Origin of the sequence: Novosphingobium sediminicola (assembly GCF_014196525.1) — a bacterium.
Classification (GTDB): domain Bacteria; phylum Pseudomonadota; class Alphaproteobacteria; order Sphingomonadales; family Sphingomonadaceae; genus Novosphingobium; species Novosphingobium sediminicola.
Genome location: NZ_JACIDX010000015.1, coordinates 101,903 through 119,939, shown reverse-complemented (window position 1 = coordinate 119,939; position 18,037 = coordinate 101,903). Strand labels below are relative to the sequence as shown.

At 64.0% G+C, this 18,037-nt stretch carries 15 protein-coding genes; 6 read left to right on the top strand and 9 right to left on the bottom strand.

The window, feature by feature from the left end:
- Positions 1-52: 52 nt before the first annotated feature.
- Both GGR38_RS18140 and GGR38_RS18135 read left to right on the top strand, forming a co-directional pair.
- Complete coding sequence (locus tag GGR38_RS18140) at positions 53-2,020, top strand: outer membrane protein assembly factor BamB family protein (RefSeq protein ID WP_183627561.1); 1,968 nt, start codon at positions 53-55, stop codon at positions 2,018-2,020.
- Positions 2,017-2,928 (top strand): ThuA domain-containing protein, encoded by a 912-nt coding sequence (locus tag GGR38_RS18135; protein ID WP_183627560.1) that lies wholly within the window; start codon positions 2,017-2,019, stop codon positions 2,926-2,928. The genes GGR38_RS18140 and GGR38_RS18135 overlap by 4 nt, the downstream gene beginning before the upstream one ends.
- Before the next feature lie 247 nt (positions 2,929-3,175).
- Here GGR38_RS18135 and GGR38_RS18130 read toward each other — a convergent pair whose 3' ends face one another.
- The 3 genes from GGR38_RS18130 to GGR38_RS18120 form a co-directional block, all read right to left on the bottom strand.
- Positions 3,176-3,460, bottom strand: a complete 285-nt coding sequence (locus GGR38_RS18130) for a c-type cytochrome (protein WP_183627559.1) — start codon at positions 3,458-3,460, stop codon at positions 3,176-3,178.
- Positions 3,457-4,467 carry an alpha/beta hydrolase gene (locus tag GGR38_RS18125; RefSeq protein ID WP_183627558.1) on the bottom strand — a complete coding sequence of 337 codons (1,011 nt, stop codon included), beginning with the start codon at positions 4,465-4,467 and terminating at the stop codon, positions 3,457-3,459. The genes GGR38_RS18130 and GGR38_RS18125 overlap by 4 nt, the downstream gene beginning before the upstream one ends.
- Positions 4,468-4,570: 103 nt before the next feature.
- Positions 4,571-5,218: a TetR/AcrR family transcriptional regulator gene (locus GGR38_RS18120; protein WP_343059163.1), complete on the bottom strand. Its 648-nt coding sequence runs from the start codon at positions 5,216-5,218 to the stop codon at positions 4,571-4,573.
- A 153-nt stretch (positions 5,219-5,371) separates the two neighbouring features.
- Here GGR38_RS18120 and GGR38_RS18115 point away from each other — a divergent pair, with 153 nt between their 5' ends.
- Together GGR38_RS18115 and GGR38_RS18110 are read left to right on the top strand one after the other, a co-directional pair.
- Complete coding sequence (locus tag GGR38_RS18115) at positions 5,372-7,123, top strand: cation:proton antiporter domain-containing protein (RefSeq protein ID WP_183627557.1); 1,752 nt, start codon at positions 5,372-5,374, stop codon at positions 7,121-7,123.
- Between the two features lie 91 nt (positions 7,124-7,214).
- Positions 7,215-8,396, top strand: coding sequence for a cytochrome P450 (locus GGR38_RS18110; protein ID WP_183627556.1), 1,182 nt, complete (start codon positions 7,215-7,217; stop codon positions 8,394-8,396).
- On the opposite strand, the gene GGR38_RS18105 is transcribed toward GGR38_RS18110, so the two are convergent.
- A complete protein-coding gene (locus tag GGR38_RS18105) occupies positions 8,393-8,992 on the bottom strand; it encodes a DUF938 domain-containing protein (protein WP_183627555.1) in 600 nt (199 codons plus the stop codon). The genes GGR38_RS18110 and GGR38_RS18105 overlap by 4 nt on opposite strands.
- Positions 8,993-9,032: 40 nt before the next feature.
- Positions 9,033-10,232 carry a LysR family transcriptional regulator gene (locus GGR38_RS18100; protein ID WP_183627554.1) on the bottom strand — a complete coding sequence of 400 codons (1,200 nt, stop codon included), beginning with the start codon at positions 10,230-10,232 and terminating at the stop codon, positions 9,033-9,035.
- 251 nt (positions 10,233-10,483) lie between these two features.
- Between GGR38_RS18100 and GGR38_RS18095 the strand changes: the two genes are divergently transcribed.
- Positions 10,484-11,110, top strand: coding sequence for a hypothetical protein (locus tag GGR38_RS18095; RefSeq protein WP_183627553.1), 627 nt, complete (start codon positions 10,484-10,486; stop codon positions 11,108-11,110).
- A 43-nt stretch (positions 11,111-11,153) separates the two neighbouring features.
- Here the strand turns inward: GGR38_RS18095 and GGR38_RS18090 are convergent, their stop codons facing one another.
- Both GGR38_RS18090 and GGR38_RS18085 read right to left on the bottom strand, forming a co-directional pair.
- Complete coding sequence (locus GGR38_RS18090; RefSeq protein WP_183627552.1) at positions 11,154-13,328, bottom strand: carboxylesterase family protein; 2,175 nt, start codon at positions 13,326-13,328, stop codon at positions 11,154-11,156.
- A 107-nt stretch (positions 13,329-13,435) separates the two neighbouring features.
- Entirely contained in the window at positions 13,436-14,764 is a 1,329-nt protein-coding gene (locus tag GGR38_RS18085; RefSeq protein ID WP_183627551.1) for an acetyl-CoA hydrolase/transferase family protein, read from the bottom strand.
- Between the two features lie 203 nt (positions 14,765-14,967).
- Here GGR38_RS18085 and GGR38_RS18080 point away from each other — a divergent pair, with 203 nt between their 5' ends.
- Complete coding sequence (locus tag GGR38_RS18080) at positions 14,968-15,969, top strand: LacI family DNA-binding transcriptional regulator (protein WP_183627550.1); 1,002 nt, start codon at positions 14,968-14,970, stop codon at positions 15,967-15,969.
- 4 nt (positions 15,970-15,973) lie between these two features.
- Here GGR38_RS18080 and GGR38_RS18075 read toward each other — a convergent pair whose 3' ends face one another.
- Together GGR38_RS18075 and GGR38_RS18070 are read right to left on the bottom strand one after the other, a co-directional pair.
- A complete protein-coding gene (locus tag GGR38_RS18075) occupies positions 15,974-16,837 on the bottom strand; it encodes an ROK family protein (RefSeq protein WP_183627549.1) in 864 nt (287 codons plus the stop codon).
- A gap of 1 nt (position 16,838) precedes the next feature.
- A complete protein-coding gene (locus GGR38_RS18070; protein WP_343059162.1) occupies positions 16,839-18,008 on the bottom strand; it encodes a glycoside hydrolase family 68 protein in 1,170 nt (389 codons plus the stop codon).
- Positions 18,009-18,037 lie beyond the last annotated feature (29 nt).

Below are 18,037 nucleotides of genomic sequence, written 5' to 3'. Positions count from 1 at the left end.
ATGGGAAGAATTATGTACGAACCAGTTCATAAATCAAAACTGGGAGAATGTGATGCGATGGGGATTCGCCGGAATCGCGACTGCGCTGCTGTCAGGGGTCGCCTTCGCGCAAGCGCCGGGCGATTGGGCCACCTATGGCCATGACAAGGGCGGCCAACGTCACTCGCCGCTAAAGGAAATCACGCCCGGCAATGCTGGCAATCTGGCCCCGGCGTGGACCTATCACATGCGCCCCGCCACGCCCGCAACCACAGCGGACGCCAACGCCGATGCCCAACGCCGCGCCGAGGGCCTGCCTGATATGACCGCGGGCGGCGCGCCTGCTGGCCCGCGCGCGCGTCGCAGCCGTTTTGCCGGTTCCGAAGTCACGCCGTTGGTCGTGAATGGGCGGATGTTTGTGTCCACGCCTTATGGCCGCGTGGTGGCGCTCAATCCCGATACGGGCGCGGAAATCTGGGCCACGACTATTCCCGGCCCCGGCCAGCCTTCGCTGCGCGGCGTTGAATATTGGGCAGGCGATACGCAAACGCCCCCGCGCATTGTGTTCGGCACGCGCGATGGCCGCCTGATCGCGCTGGACGCGGCGAGCGGCGCCTTTGCCGAGGGGTTTGGCGAGCATGGCGTGGTCGAAATGAAAACGCCCGAGATCCTCAATGGCGGCGAGGCGCGCTTTTACGGCATGACCAGCCCGCCGATCGTTTACGGCAACCTGATCATAACCGGCAGCGCGGTGCAGGAATTTCCGGCCAAGGGCGCGGCGGGCGATGTGCGCGCATGGGACGCGCGCGATGGTCATCTGGTCTGGACGTTCCATTCCGTGCCGCGCAAGGGCGAGAAGGGTTATGACACATGGGCGCCGGGCAGCGCGGAAGGGCGCAGCGGGGTCAATGCATGGGGCTTCCTCAGCCTCGATGAGAAGCGCGGCATTGTGTACATGCCCTTTGGCGCGCCCACCTTCGACCGCTATGGCGGAGACAGGGCCGGGGACAATCTGTTCGGCACGTCGCTGGTGGCGGCAGACGCCAAGACCGGAAAATATCTCTGGCATTTTCAGGTGGTTCATCATGATATCTGGGATGGAGACTTAGAGGCCGCCCCGCTGCTGTTCGATGCCACGGTCAAGGGGCGCAAGGTTCCCACCGTGGCGGTGATCTCGAAATCCGCGCTGCTTTTCGTGTTGAACCGCGAGACGGGCAAGCCGATCTTTCCCATTGCCGAACGCCGCGTGCCGGTCAGCGATGTGCCGGGCGAAAAGGCCTCGGCCACCCAGCCTTTCCCGCTGGTGACGCCGCCGCTGGGGCGCACCAGTTTTTCCATCAAGAATGACATCACCGATCTGACGCCGGAACTGCACGATACCTGCGCCAAATGGATTGGCGACAATCAGATGGTCGAAGGCTCGATCTACACCCCGATCCATCTGAACAAGGTGACGATCAGCTTTCCCGGCCTGCTGGGCGGGGGCAATTGGGGCGGGGCGACTTATGATCCGGCGCAGCACCTCTTGGTGGTCAACACGCATGATCTGGGGCAGGTGACGAAACTGGTGCCGTCCAAAGGGCCTCTGCCGTTTGAGCGCGGCCAGCCTTCGGGCCGGTTCCGCCCCGACAATTCGCGCCTGCTGTGTCAGAAGGGGCCGTGGGGGCGCCTGTGGGGCGTTGATATGACCACCGGCAAGATCCGCTGGCAGGTGCCTTTGGGCATTTCCGACGAGGCGCCAGAGGGCAAAAAACTGACCGGGCGGCCCAATATGGGCGGGGCGATCACCACGGCGGGCGGACTGACCTTTGTGGGGGCGACCGATGATAACCGCTTCCGCGCCTTTGCCACGGCGACCGGCAAGATGGTGTGGGAGGTAAAGCTGGACGCCGCCGCCCATGCCACGCCGATGACCTATGCGGGGCGGGATGGGCGGCAATATGTCGCCATCGCGGCCACGGGGGGAACCTTCCTCGACAGCCCGCTGACATCCGACACGATCACAGCCTTTGCCCTTAAGCCCAAGGATGCCGGACAATGAAAATCGCGCTTCGTTCTGCCGCCTGCGCCGGTCTGGCGCTGATGCTCTCTGGCCAGACGCCGCCGCCCGCTGCGCCCAATGGTCCGCCGCGTACCCCGCCGCCCGGCTATCAGGATGTCTATGCGGGCAAGAAGCGCCTGCTGGTGATTGCCGATCTTTCGACCGGCAACCAGAGCGCGCATATGGCCGTTAGCCATGCAGCGTCGGTCATTGAGCAGATCGGGCGCGAGAGCGGGGCCTATGTCACCTTCATCCGCACCGACATGGACTGGATCACCAAGGGCGAGACTTGGGGCAAGTTCGACTATGCCAAGGGCGGGCCGAAGCAGGCGAGGGGCAAGAACCTCGACTATTTCGACGCGGTGCTGTTCTACACCAATGGCGACACCACGCTTTCACCGCAGCAAAAGCAGGACCTGCTCGATTACGTGGCCAAGGATGGCAAGGGTTTCATCGGCATCCACACCGCCACGGCCACAGCCACCAACTGGCCCGAATATGGCGAGATGCTGGGCGGGGTTTTCGACAATCACCCATGGATGATTTCTGACGCCAAGATCATCGTCGAGCGGCCGGGATTTCCGGCAATGAAGGCTTTCAAGACCGGCATGGCGCTGAAAGACGAGCATTATCAGATGCTGCCCAATCCCTATTCGCGCGATAAGGTGGATGTGTTGGCCCGCATCGACACCAGCAGCGTCAACATGGCCGCGCCCATGGTCCATCGCAAGGATGGCGATTTTCCGGTGGCTTGGATCAAATCCTATGGGCAGGGCCGCGTGTTCTATTCCGGGTTAGGGCACACAGACGCCAGTTGGGACGATCCGCGCATCCGCACGATGGTTTTGGAGGCGGTGAAGTGGGCGGTGAATGGGGGGGACAAGCCGGTGCCGCATGGGATGAAGTGAGCGGGGGGATTTATGCCTCCGGCGGGCAAAGGGCGGGGGCCCTTTGCAATCCCGTTAATGGGGTGCCGCTGGGTTTGCGGAGATGCGCTCATGTGTCATGAATGAAAGCCTGCGGCGCTATCTATGGGCACCGCAGGCTTTTAATTTTCTGAAGCAGCGTCCGACACCCATTGGCCGAACCCGTGGCGCAACGAAGACATTAACGGGAGCGCGAGGGTCTAGACCCTCGCACCTATCCCTTAAAACCTCACTTCCCCACCCCATAATTCCGCGCCAGATAGGCCACGATCACATCATAATCGGCGTCGGACACCTTGGCGCCCTTGCCGATCATCTGATCGACCACCTCGGCCCATTTGTCGGCATCATAGCGCTTGCCGGCGACGATGGCAGGCGGGTGACATGCGGCGCAGGCGGTCTGCACGGCGGCCTGTCCCTCTCCGGCGGGGAAGGAGGGCGCGGTGTCCTGCGCCCTCAGCCCGCCTCCCAACAGCGCTGCCAGCGCAGGCAACACCATCCATACAGGCTTCATTTCGCCGGGCTCTTCTTGTCGAGGCGGGCGTGGAGGAAGTCGAACGTGGCGTTCATCGCGCGCAGGCTGGCTTCGCGGGTCTGCTCGGGGGTCTTGCCAATGAAGCTGTGATCGACGCCCTCGATATAGATGCTTTCCACCGGCACGCCCGCGGCTTTCAGCTTCTCCTCGGCCAGATGCGATTGGGCGACGGGGACGGTCTTGTCCTCGACGCCGTGGATCAGCAGGAAGGGCGGGTCTTTGGCGTCAATATAGGTGTTGGGGCTGGCGGCGGCGAATTTTTCCGCTGTGCAGGGGCCATCGCAGCCCAGCAGCTTGCCCGCCGCGCCATCCTGTCCGCCGGGGCGGCCTGCGGAAAGGGCGGCGAAATCGAACACGCCGTACCAGATCGCGGCGGCCTGCACGCATTCGCTGCCCGGCGCGGCTTTGGTACCGGGGGCGTCAAGCGAGGCGTCACCGCAGCTGAGCGCCGTCAGCGCCGAGAGGTGGCCGCCCGCCGATCCGCCCCAGATGCCGGTGCGGGTGGGGTCGATGCCAAAGCGTGTCGCATTGCCCTTGAGGAAGCGCAGCGCCGCGCGGGCGTCCTGCACCTGCGCAGGGAAGGGCGCTTCGGCGGCGAGGCGATATTCGAGGCTGGCCACCACAAAGCCTTCGCTCGCCAGACGCGCCAGCGCGGCGGGGAAATCGGCCAGCGCCCCGGAATGGCGCGTATGTCCCGCCACCCAGCCGCCGCCATGGATATAGAGCACCAGCGGCTTTGGCCCCGCGCTCTTGGGCGGCATATAGATATCGACGATCATCGGGCGATAGCCGGGGATGGTTGAATAGGTGACATCGGCAAGGCTGGTCACGCCACCGGGCCATTGGGTGACATGCACCGGATAGTGATCTTCCAGCACCGGCTGGGCCGCCACGGGGAAAACGCGCGGGGCGGCTTTTGCTGCCCCTGCTTGCGCCGCGCCCGGCAGCGCCATGGCCAGCGCCAGAGTAAGAAGATATTTGCTCATGAGGCCCTCTCAGACTGTGTTATGTGAACCAGATAGTACACATCAGTCGCGAGGGCGCAACGGGGCGCTTGGCACAAATTGTATCAGGCGTGGATAATCGCCTTTATCCGGCCTTTACCCAGCGCAGAACGCAATCGATGATCTGCACCCGGCGCCTTGCCTTTTGTGCGGATTCGGCAAAGTCCACGCCGAAGTTTTGGCGGAATGTGTACCGGTTGGATACGTTGTAGAAGGACAGCGCCGAAATCGTCATATGCAGATCGACCGGGTCGATCCCTTCGCGAAACACGCCCTGATCCACGCCCTTTTTCAGGATCGCGCCCAGCGCCGCGATCACGGTGCGGTTGCGTTCCTGCATGCCGGGGATCTGGGCGATATGCTCGCCCTTGTGAACGTTTTCATTCATGACCAGACGAACGAAATCGGGATGCTCAAAGTGATAGTCGAAATTGTGCCCGATGATCGCGCGCAAAGCCTGTTCGGGCGAGAGATCCTCAAACCGCGCGGCCTGTTCCTGATTACGGATCGTTTCATAGGCGCGTTGCAGCACCGCCTGATACAGCCCGTCCTTGCTGCCGAAATGGTAATAGATCATCCGCTTGGAGGTCTGCGTCTTTTCCGCGATCTCGTCGATGCGTGCGCCTGCCAGCCCTTTTTCGGAAAATTCGTGGCCCGCAACCTCGAGAATATCTTCGCGCGTGCGCAGCGCGGTCAACTGGCGCTTGGATAGGACTGGCTTGTCTTGCGTCACCTTGCTTGCAACTCCCGCGGGTCAGGGCGATCCCGTGCCTGATCCGTAATTGGCCTAGCCCAAGCATTGCCGCTTGTCATCCCCGTCGGGGTGGCAGGCGCCGGGCGGATGTGCCACAAGGCAACAAACTCTAGTCGAAAGCTCGGTTAATTCATGGAAAATAGCTCGTCCCTGCTGCATGACGGTTTCCTGCTGCTGGGTTTTGCCATGGTCTTTGTGCTGGTGTTCCGGCGGCTGGGGCTGGGGGCCACCTTGGGCTATCTGCTGGCAGGCGCGGTGGTGGGGCCGCATGTGCTGGGCCTTGTGGGCGAGGCAGAGCAGAAGATGGGCTTTGCCGAACTGGGCATCACGCTGCTGCTGTTTCTGGTCGGGCTGGAATTGAACCCGGCGCGCCTGTGGAAGATGCGGCGCGATATTCTGGGCCTTGGCGCGATACAGGTGGTGGCCTGCGGGGCGGCGCTGGCGGGCTTTATCTATGTGGCCACGATGCTCTCGCCCATGGCGGCGCTGGCGCTGGGCATGCCGCTGGCGCTGTCCTCGACCGCGCAGGTCTTGCCGATGCTTCAGGCGGCGGGCCGTCTGCGCACCCCGTTTGGCGAGCGGACTTTTGCCATCCTGCTGTTTCAGGATCTTTCGATCATCCCGATGATCACCATCATCGCCACGATGAGCCGTAATCCGGCCGACGCCAACGGGCCTCCGGGCTGGCAATTGGGGCTGTATACGGTGCTGGCGATTGCGGGGCTGATCCTTGCCGGGCGCTACCTGATCCGCCCGCTGTTCCGCCTGATCGGCAATCTGGGCGAGCGGGAGATGTTCATTGTCGCCGCACTCTTCACGGTGATGGCCAGCGCGGCGGTGATGGAATTGCTGGGGCTTTCCACCGCGCTGGGGGCGTTTATCGCGGGCGTGATGCTGGCGGATTCGCCCTATCGGCATGAGTTGGAGGCCGATGTCGAGCCGTTCCGCTCGATCCTGCTTGGCCTGTTCTTTCTGGCGGTGGGCATGATGCTCGACCTGCACACTATTGCCGAAAGGCCCTTTTTCGTCCTCGGCATGGCGCTGGGGCTGGTGGCGATCAAAACGCTGGTGATCTTTGGCATCGGCAAGATGTTCGGCATGAAATGGCGCGGCGCTCTGGCGCTGGGCATGTTGCTCAGCCAGGGCGGCGAATTCGGCTTCGTGCTGTTTACGCAGGCCCAGCATGCGCTGCTGATCGCGCCCGAGGCGGCCAGCCTGTTCGGCGCGATCGTCACCGTCTCGATGGCCACCACGCCTTTCCTGATGAAGGCCACCAAGCGTATGCGCGAAGAGCCTGCCATGGCGCAGGGTGAGCGTGCAGGGCCGGAAAACGCCGACCGCGCCACCGCCATCGTCGTGGGCTATGGCCGCTTTGGCCAAAGCGTGGCCCAGATGCTGAACGCCAGCGACATTTCGGTGACCATGATCGACACCGATATCGAGATGATCGACGTCGCCAGCAGCTTTGGCGCCAAGGTCTATTTCGGCGACGGCACGCGGCTCGATCTGTTGCGTCTGGCCGGGGCCGAGGATGCCAGCATGATCCTGTTCTGCATGGATGGCGATCAATTGACCGCCGATATGGTCGAGGCCGTCCACCACGCTTTCCCCGAGGCCAGCATCTATGTGCGTGCCTATGACCGGCGCGCGGTGATCCGGTTGAAGAAATCGCCCGCCTCGCGGATCGTGCGCGAGGTGATGGAATCGGCGGTCAGGATGGCGCGTCTGGCGCTGGAGGACAGCGGGGTCAGCATCGAGGCGATCAACCGCGCCGAGGAAATGTATCGCGCCAATGACCGCGAGCGCTTGAAGATCCAGATCGAGGCGGGCGATATCCGCGCCGCGCGCGGCATGATGATCGTGCGGCCATCCGGCGAGGAGTAAGCAGGACCCTCGATGCGTTTATGCAATCCTTTATGCAAGAGATTATGATAGCGCTTGCATAGATAGGTCGCGCGCCATATCCATGGACGCTATGAAACAGACTCGCGCCGATTTTGATCCTGTCGCCCCCGAAGATTTCGACAGCGCCCATGCCGAATATGCCCGCCTGCGCGCGCAATGCCCGGTGGCCCATGCCACGGAACTGGGCGGCTTTTGGGCGCTGACCAAATATGAGGATGTGAAAAAGGCGGCCTCCGATTACGCTGCTTTCACGACCACGGTGCAGAATGTTGTTCCCAAGGTGGCCTTTACCGGGCGGCGGCCTCCGCTCCATCTCGACCCACCCGAACATACGCCCTATCGCAAGGCGCTCAACCCATTGCTTTCGCGTGAAAGATCTGACGCGCTTGAGCCGCGCGCGCGTGAATTGACCCGCGCCGCGCTGGCCCCCTTGGTGGCGCAGGGCGGAGGCGATATTTGCATCGAGTTTTCCTCGCATCTGCCGGTGCAGATCTTTGGCGAATGGATGCGGATGCCGGGCGAATGGCTCGAAACGCTGCATCGTCAGGGGCGCGAATTCGTGCTGGCGGTGCATTTGAACGATCCCGACAAGATGAAGGAAACCAGCCTGCGCCTCTATGACATGGCGCGGGCCTTGATCGCCATCCGGCGCGAACATCCCGAAGACCCCGCGCTTGACCCGACCAGCGCGCTGCTGGAGGCGCGGCATGAGGGGCAGGGCCTGCCCGATGAATTGATCGTGGGTTCGGTGCGGCAAATCCTGCTGGTGGGCATTGTCGCGCCGCTGGTGATGGTGGGCAATATGGCGGTGCATCTGTGCCGCGACCGCGCGTTGCAGGATCAGTTGCGCGCACATCCCGACCAGATCCCGGCGGCGGTCGAGGAATTTCTGCGCCTCTATACTCCCTATCGCGGCTTTGCCCGGACGGCGGTGCAGGATGTTGAAATTCGTGGTGAAAAGATATGCGCGGGCGAGGCGGTGGCCTTGCTCTACGGTTCGGCCAACCGCGATGAGGAGGTCTTTCCCGATGGCGATCAGTTCATCCTCAACCGCCCCAATATTGCCGAGCATCTCGCCTTTGGCCGGGGGCCGCATAATTGTCCCGGCCTGCATCTGGGGCGGATGGAGTTGAAGGTCGCGCTGGAGGAGATCCTTGCCGCAACCCCCAACGGTTTTGAACTGGCGGGCGAAATTACGATGAGCCGCTGGCCCGAAATCGGCGCGCTCTCTGTGCCGCTGCGCTTCCCCTAAACGCGGCGCAGCAGGACCGAGAGATTGTTGGCGGGCATGGGCAGGACCGCCTCGACCCGCAGCCCGTGCTGCGCCGCGCAAGCGCTGACATCATCCAGATCGCGCAGACCCCATTCCGGGTTGCGCGCCCGCAGATCGGCGTCAAACGCCGCATTGCTCGGCTCCAGCGCCACCCCCGCGCGGCGATAGGGGCCATAGAGGTAGAGCAGACCGCCCGGAGGCAGGACAGCGCCCGCGCCGCGCATCAATCCCTCGGTCGCGGCCCATGGGCTGATATGGATCATGTTGATGCACAGGATCGCATCGGCCTGCACCACCGGCCATTCCCCTGCCGCATCCAGCGCCAGCGGCGGGGCGACATTATCCACCCCCTGCGCCCATGCCGCAATCGAGGCGCGGGCATCGGGCGAGGGATCGGAAGGCTGCCAATGCAGATCGGGCAGGGCGCGGGCGAAATGGACAATATGCTCGCCCGACCCGCTGGCCAGTTCCAGCACCAAGCCCGAAGAAGGCAGCGCATCGCGCAGCACATCAAGGATCGGATCACGATTGCGCGCGGCGGCGGGCGCGATACGGCGTGGGTCTTGGTTGCTCATAGGTCCAGATTAGGCGCCAATCCTCCCGCCTGCCAAGCGATTACCGCGCGTGGCGATTGGCGAAATAATGGCTGGCGCGCTGCAACAGGTCGGCTTGCGCGGCATCGGGCTGCCAGTCGGTCCGCCGCGCCACCGCAATCCGCATCATCAATCCCGGCGGCGAACAGGGCAGCGCGATCAGCCTGTCGCTGCGCTGGGCCAGTTCGTAATCGGTCATCAGCCCCAGCGCCGTGCTGCCCGCGATCACCTGCGCGATCAGCGGCGGGGCCTTGGTAATCAACCGCAGCCGGGGCAGGCCGCGCCCGGCAAACAGAGCCATCAATGCCGCATGACGCTGGGAATCGCCCGATGAGTCCACCCAGTCATAACGCGCCAGATCGGCCAGACCGGCATCGCTGCGCCCCGCCAGCGGATGATCGAGCGCGGCCGCAATGCGAAATTCCGCCGCGTCCAGATGATCCCACACGATCCCCTCGGGCGTGGGCAGGTCGGTATAGCCAAAGATCAGATCGACCTGACCGATCACCAGCCGCGTCAGCAATTCGGGTGCGGCGGCTTCCTCCACCTGAAGGCAGGCATTGGGGTGGCGCCCCAGATGCTCGCGCGCTACCGTGCCGATGGCGGCAAGGCCGGGGTCGGCGGTTACGGCCACGACAAAGGTGGCTTCGCTATTGTCCTGAACATCGCGCGCCTTGCGGATCGCCCATTCCAGTTCGCTCAGGAAACGCGCGCATTTCTCGGCCAGCGCCGCCCCTTGCGCGGTCGGCTTCTGCTGGGCGGCGGCGCCTTGCAGCAAGGGCTGGGCCATCCTTTCCTCCAGCGCCTGAACCCCGCGCACGATCGATCGCATCGTCACGCCCAGCGTGGCCGCCGCCTTGTCCAGCGAGCCGCGCTGATGAATGCAGACCAGCGCCCGCATATGTCGCGCCGAAATCCGCCACAGGTCAATCGGCTGCTCCATCCCCAGCGCTTCGCCCAGATGATCGAGCAGGCCCGCCACATCGCGATGGAAACTCTTGCCCGCCGCGCTCAGCACCGCGCCCTTATTGCCGCGCTCGAACAGGGTGAGGCCGGTATGCTCCTGCAATTGCTGAAGCGCCTGAGTGGCGGCGGGTTGCGACAGGCCGCATTGCGCCGCCGCATCGGTGATAAAGCCCAGCCGTCCGGCCACCTCGAACAACACAAGTTGTCGCGGGCTGATCGCGTTGATGCTCTCGTCGGGCCGAACTACGTGAACCATGGGAAATACTGGTGCATCCGATACTTTCCTTGCGGTCTAACCGTATTTGGCGGCTTGGCAAGGGCGGGGGGCGCTTAAAATGCAGTCGATTGTGATCGGAATTGTTATCACACTTGTGCGGTTTTGCACCTTCAATCATTCAATGGATGGGGACGGGAAATCGATGCTTCCTGCCCGGCGGCCTCGGTCATCCTGCTCTTTCTGAACCGGCCGGGTGGCAAATCCGGCGATAACGGAGAGGGGGAAGAGATATGCTGGAGCATCTGTTGCTGGCTGGGGTCGTTTCGGCTTTGACAACTGGGTCGGCCTGTACAGCGGGGCCGGATCGCGTGGCGGAACAGGCGCGCCCCGCGCCGCCCAAGGGCGTTGCCGGCGTGATAGTTGCGGCGGGCGATGATCGGGTCGACTTGCGCCAGAAGGACGGCGCGCTGGTCACCGTGGCGATGGTTCCGGGCTGGACCCTGTCCTATCCGGCGGATGCTGGGGTGGATGCGCTGAGGGTGGGGCAATTCATCGGTTCGGCCAACCGGCCTCTGGGCGATGGGCATGGCGCGGCCAATGAGGTCCGCGTGTTTGAACCGGGCTACCTTCCCGAATATGGCACGCATACGCTCAATGCTCCGGGCTCAGCGGAGGGCACGATGATGACCCATGGCTTTGTGTTTGGCGCGGAAAAATCGGGCGGCAAACTGGCGTTGCAGGTGTTCTATCCGGGTGGATGCCGGGTGATTGATGTGGACGAGGGGATGAATGTCCACGTGTCGGTCCCGCTCGAACGCTCGCTGGCGCGGCCGGGGCTGGCGGTATCGGCGGTGATGAGGCCGGGCGCGGATGGGGTGATGCGGGCGGCGCGATTGACGGTTCCGGCGCGGCCTTGAATAAAAAGGGCGGCGGGAGGATCAGCCCCGCCGCCCTTTCATTTTACCACTGAGGCTGGCTGTTGAAGAACTTTTGCCAGAAAGCGATCTTGTCTGGCGCGGCCACCGGGATCGGGCCGAAATTCTCGCCCAGTTCCATCACGCGCGGCTTGGTCGGATCATAGCGCGGCCATTCGGGCAATCCGGGGCCATTGGGGTCGCCCTTGGCGATGATATTGGCCCAATAGGAGGACATGGTTTCGCCAATCTTGCGGTCCTGTTCGTTCCAAGGCAGGTTCACCGCGTCCAGACTGTTGAACGCATAGGGAATTTCCGAACCGTGAAAGGCCCCGCGCATATCATGGCTCGGCCCCGGCTGCGCATGGGTCCAGAAATAGGTGTAGACCGGCAGGGGCGAGCCCTTGCTCCACAATTGGCCCCACAGGAAGGTGGAGACGCGCGAGCAGTCGCGCGCGGCGGCATCGTTCTGGATCGCGGCCTCGGCATCATTGGCGGCCGGATAGAGGCGCAGGAATTCATCGGCCATCGCCCCGAATTTGCGCCGCGCCGATGCGGTATAGGCCGCCAGCGTCACATTGGTCTGTGGCATCCCCGCGCGCGGCGGCGGCGGATTGGCGCGCAGGCGTTCAAAGGCGGTTTCGGGCACGGCGCCCGTCTCATCCTTGTTATTGCCCGAAATATAGGTGACGTGGTTTTGCGTCCCGGCGGCATAGGTGGCCGCATAGCCCTTGGGGATGACATAGCCATCGACCACCGGGCGGAACAGCGGTGGCTTGCCGTCGCTGCCGGTTTCTACCTCCATATCGACGGTGTTGCTGCCCTCGATGATCTTTTGCCAAGGCATCGCGCGCAGGGCCGCCGGGTCGGTGCTGCCATGGGCCTCGGCATAGGCCTGCCCCGCCTTTTCCGCCGCATCGCGGGTGCGATAGGAGACGGAGAGATAGCGCAATTCGGTGTCACCGGGGTGGCGCGTGTGGCTCTCGCCGATGCTGGCGCGGAACAGGCCCTTGGTCAGCGGCGACATGGTGAGGAAGCCCACCGAACCGGCCCCTGCCGATTGCCCGCCAATGGTCACGCGCGCCGGATCGCCGCCGAACGCGGTAATATTGCGCTGTACCCAGCGGAGCAGGGCGATCTGGTCCAACAGTCCGTAATTGCCCGAGGTCCCCTGCGCGCTCTCGCGGCTGAGCGCGGGGGTGGAGAGGAAGCCGAGCGCGCCCACGCGATAGTTGAAGGTGACGACGACGATGCCCTTCTTGGCCAGCGCCTCGCCGTCGAATTCGGGGTTGGCGCCGGTGCCGCCGATAAAGCCCCCGCCATAGATCCAGACATAGACCGGGCGGCGTTCATCGGTGCCCGGCTTGGCGGTGGTCCAGATATTGGCGCTCAGGCAATCCTCGCTCTGGGCCATGCCGCGCGCCATCTCGGGGCCGGGCTGGGGGCAGAGCGGGCCAAAGGTCGAGGCATCGCGGACGCCTTGCCACGCCGGGGCAAGGGCAGGCGCGCGCCAGCGCAGATCGCCCACAGGCGCCGCTGCAAATGGCACGCCTTTATACACCGCGACCGAGGCATCGCGCCCGGTGGTGCCTTTCAAAGCGCCGCTGTCTATGTGCACAGTGCCATCGTCGGCGGTCGGGGCAGGGCGGGCGAACTGGCCGATGGCCTTGCCGCTGGCCAGCACATGGCCCGCCATGGCCGCCTTCATCGCGGCATAATCGCCGCCTTCGGGCAGGCGGATGTCGAGCGCAAAGACTTGCAGATGGTAGGCATGGGGCGCTGCATCATGGGGATGCGGCCCGGCATAGGGCGCGCTGGCGCCATGCACGTTCGGCCCATAGGCCGCGCCCGGCGGTAGATCATTCATGCCCGGCGCCAGCGAACGCGCATCGGCGGGCAGATTATAGGCGACCAGATGCAGGCTGGTGTTATTGCTGAGTTCGCCTTGCACCACCACCACGATAGAGCGCGTGCCCTTGGGCGTCGCGCTCCATGTCAGGCCGGGAAAGCGGTTCGCGCCATATTGCGTGGCATCGGGTGAGAGCGCGCCCTTGGCGTCGATCTGCGGGCTGCTGACGGCAAGGCGTGCGGGGGCGGCAAGGGCGCTGATCAGGATCTGGCCATCATGGCCGATGCGCGCTTCCTGCGCCTGCGCATGGGCGGCCCAGAGCAGGCCCGCTGAAAGCGCCGCCAGACGCCACCTTGTCTTGTTGCTCGCCATCACGGTCATCCCCATCTGTTATGCGATTTGTCTGAGGCGACATAGCGGCGGGGGCGCCAAGCGATACCTATAGGATTTTGGGCAGGATAGATCGAATATCCGTCTGATCAGCCATTCCCCGCCAATCGCATCGCATGGGCCTCGCGGTAAAGCTCCTCGCGGAAATCGGGATGGGCGATGGCGATCAGGGCGTCGGCGCGCTGGCTCAGCGTCTTGCCCTTCATATCGGCCACGCCATATTCGGTAACGATCAGATGCGTGTCATTGCGCCCCGTCGTCACCGGCCCGGAAAGGCGCGGCGTGATGCGCGAGATCGTGCCGCCCGCCGCCGTCGAATGGCATGCGATGATCGATTTGCCCTCCGCCGACATATAGGCCCCGCGCACGAAATCGACCTGTCCGCCCGTGCCCGAAAATTGCCGCCCGGCCACGAATTCGGAATTGCAGGCGCCGTGGAAATCGACCTGCGTTGTGGCATTGACCGAGACGACGCGATCATTGCGGGCGATCACGGCGGGGTTGTTGACATATTCGACCGGGAAAGCCTGCGCGGCCGGGTTGTCGTCGATGAAATCATACAGCGCCCGGTCGCCCAGAGCGAAAGTGAAGATCGTCGTGCCGGTATGCGTCTGCTTGGCCGAATTGTCCGCCACGCCCCGGCGCACCAGTTCGGCAAGGCCCGGCGTCATCAGCTCGGTATGGATGCCAAGGCGATGATGATGATGCAGCCCCGCGCAGACCGCATCAGGCAGCGCGCCAATCCCCATCTGCAAACAGGCGCCATCATCGACCAGTCCGGCAATGATCTCGCCAATGCGTATATCGACCGGAGACAAAGGTGCGGGCGGCACTTCGACCAGCGGCGCGTCATTTTCCAGCAGGGCGGCCACATCCGACAATGGCACGCGGCAATCGCCCCGCACACGCGGCATATGGCGGTTCACCTCAAAGATGATCCTTGCCCCCGGCTTGCGCGCCACGGCCAGCGCATAATCGGTGTTGGTACCAAGGCTGAAGAACCCCTCGTCATCCATCGGCGAGACGGTGGCGATCAGCGTATCGACGCCGACATGTTCGACCATGGACCGCGGGATCTGGCTGAAATGCGATGGGATGTAATCGACGAGGAACTCATCGCCCCCGCGCCCCTTGTCCAGCACGCGTTCGACGCCGCTGTGGAAATAGCTCATCGGGATCAGGCGGTCGGTCAATTGCGGGTCAAAGATTGTGCGCCCGGCAATCGCGGTGCACAGCATATAGTAAAAGCGGATGTCGCGCGCCGCACCCGCCCGCGCTCGATCGGCCAGAGCATGCAGCAAAAGCGGCGGCGCTCCCGCGCCTAGGGATAGCGCAACCCGCGCCCCATCGGGGATCATCGCGGCGGCCATGGCCGGGGTGGTCAGGCGGGCGCGATATTGCGCATTCAGATCCATCATCACCGTCTCATCCTCTCGCGCCCCGCTTCGGCGGGGTCTGCGCGTCAGAGTAGAGGCAGAGGCGCGCGCGGCCAAGGCCTGCCAAGGGCCAATCATGCCCGACCATCGGATTATTGGGATTTGCGTCGCCATAGAATAATCTTGCAATTGTTTGCCTGTGGCCCGAGAAGGCCCGATCCTTCGCCAGAAAGCGCCCCTCAGGCATGAGCAGAATTCGCAATATCAAGGAACTGGCCGATCTGGCCGGAGTGTCGACAGGCACCGTTTCGCGCGCGCTGGCAGGCTCGACCCTGATCAGCCTCAAGACCCGCGAACGGATTCAGGCGCTGGCCAAGGAGCATGGATTTCGGCCCAATCTGCTGGCGCGCAATTTGCGGATTCAGCGCACCAATACCATCGGCGTGCTGATCCCGCTGGGCCATGAAACAGCCCAGCATCTGACCGATCCTTTCTTCATCACCATGCTGGGCCTGCTGGCCGACAAGCTGACCGAGCGCGGCTATGATCTGCTGCTCAGCCGCGTGATCCCCACCGACAGCGCGTGGCTGGACCGGATCGCCACATCGGGGCGCGTCGACGGGCTGATCGTGATCGGGCAATCGGATCAGGCGGCCACGATTGACGCGGTGGCCAAGGATTACCGGCCGCTGGTGGTCTGGGGCGGCTATGACGCCGATCAGGTGCATTGCAGCGTGGGCAGCGACAACCGTAAGGGCGGCGATCTGGCGGCCAGCCATCTGATCGCGCAGGGTTGTCGCAAGATCGCCTTTTTCGGCGACCCCAAAACGCGCGAGATCGAGCAGCGCTTGCAGGGCGTGCGCGATGCTCTGGAGCGCGCCGGTATGGGCGAGCCGCATGTCGAGCCGGCGCATCTGACCGATGATGAATTCGGGCCGGAAATCGCCGGTTTTCTGGGGCAGGCCGCCGATGGGCCGATCGGCATCGTGGCGGCTTCGGACGTGATTGCGCTCAAGACCTTGCGGGCGATGGCGGTCATGGGCCTGTCGGCGCCGAATGACGTGCGCGTGATGGGCTATGACGGGCTGACCATCGGCGAGCACACCGTGCCGCAGCTTTCCACGATCTGTCAGGATCTGGTGCGCGGCGCCGAGCATCTGGTGGACATGCTCGTGCGCCGCATCGCGGGCGAGGATACGCAAAGCGTGGTGATGGAGCCGGAACTGGTCCTGCGCGCTTCGGCGTAAGGGATCAGATCCCCAACGCCACCGCCAGCGCGCCCAAAAGGCCCGAATTGTCGCCCAGCGCGGGGGCGACGATCACCTCGGCCGGATTGCCAACGAAATAGCCCGCGCCGCTTTGCGCTGCCATGGTGCGGATCTTGTCCAGCAGGCCGGGCGTGGCCGTGACTCCGCCGCCCATGACGATGCGGGCCGGGTCCATGATCGCCTGAAACGTTACGGCGGCCTGCGCCAGATACCATGCGATGATGTCAGACCCCGGATGGCCTTCAGGCAATTCGGAGAGCGAGACGCCCCAGCGCGCGATGATCGCCGGGCCGCAGGCCAGACCTTCGAGGCAATCGCCATGAAACGGGCAATGCCCGGCAAAATCCAGATCGAGCGGATGGCGCGGCATACGGATATGCCCCATTTCCGGGTGCGACAGCCCGTGCAGCAACCGTCCTTCGGAAACAAAGCCCCCGCCAACGCCCGTGCCGATGGTCAGGTAAAGCAGCGATCCCGCCGACTTGCCCGCGCCCCAGCGCGCCTCGGCCAGAGCCGCGCCGTTCACATCCGTTTCCAGCCCCACGCGGCAGCCAAATGCGCGCGCAAACGGCCCGGTCAGGTCCGCCCCGCTCCAATGCGGCTTGGGCGTGCGGGTGACATGGCCCCATGTGGGCGAGGCGCGGTTGAGATCCAAAGGTCCAAAGCTGGCGATGCCGATGGCCTCGGGCTTGAGGCCCTGCTGCCGAAACCAGCCGATGGTCGCACCCAGCGTTTCCTCCGGCGTGGTGGTGGGGATGCGGTGGCGGGCAAAGATCGTGCCTTCCTCATCGGCGATCCCTGCTACGAATTTGGTGCCGCCCGCCTCGATCAGGCCATATTGCGCCATCTTATTGCCCCTCTGCCCCAGCCTGATCTACCCATGCCCGATCGCCATCCAGCGCGATGCGGAACGTGGGCGCAGGCGTACCGCCAAAATGGGCGCGCCGCCATGCCGGATCGTCCACTTTCGTTTCCGCCGTGCAAGCCGGATAGTCGATAAAGCCCCAGACATCGAGATCGGCGTCCACCCACCAGCTATAGGTCTGGAACGGAGCGTCATCCGGGTTGGCTGCGACAAGGCCGGTGCCGTTGAGCGGACGCCACGGCCCCAGCACATCATCGGCCACCGCGCCATAAACGCCATTGGGGCCGGAGGGGCCATCGGGGGCAAAGACCTTACGCTGGGTGGACCAGAACAGGTAATAATGCCCACCGCGATGGATGAGGAGCGGGCGCTCCTGTTCATTGTTCAGCCCATCGGCGCTGAGGATCGGCGGCAGGATCTGCCACTCGGTCAGCGCGTCATTGGTCGCCCGCGCAATGCCGATGCAGCCGTTGAAGGCATGGGTCGAGGCTTTGAGCGAGCCGGTAAAGACGATATAGGTTGCGCCATCCTTGGGATCGCGGAAATGGGCCGGATCGCGGAAACCCTTGATGAAACCGGGCGCGCCCTCGCGCTGGTTGACCAGCGTGTAATGCACATTGTCGGCAATGATATTCTCGTGCGGGGCGCTCCATCCAGTGATGGTAAAGTCATCGGTGTTCAACTTGCCCGTGGTCTGAAACAGGCGCTGGGCAAAGGAGCGCGCTTCCTCGCCCGGATAGCCCGCGACCGTGTAGAACAGCGTGACGTCGCCTGCTTCAGGATGCCAAAGGGCGCTGCCCGCCCATTCGCGGCTGCCGGGGTTGAAACCATCGGGCAAGGCGTGGCCATGGTCGCGCCAGGTGCTATCGGCGGCATGGGTCATCAAACGGATGCGCACGATATCATGGCGCGCCTCGGGATCGGGCAGGGCCGGGGCGCAAAGGACGAACCACAGGCTGGCTCCGTTAAACAGAGTCGTGCTGCCATCGGCATTCTGCAGCGGCCAGAGATCCCACAGGTCGATGCCGGGCAGGATGGGGTGAACATCGGCCGGATCGATCAACGGGATGGTATTTTGCGCGGATGGCGCGATGGCGCCGATGTGATCGGCGCGCCACGTGGAAATCGAGGGGGGAACGCTGGGCTGCGTCACTTTCATTCTCTCCCGGTATGTCTGGCTTG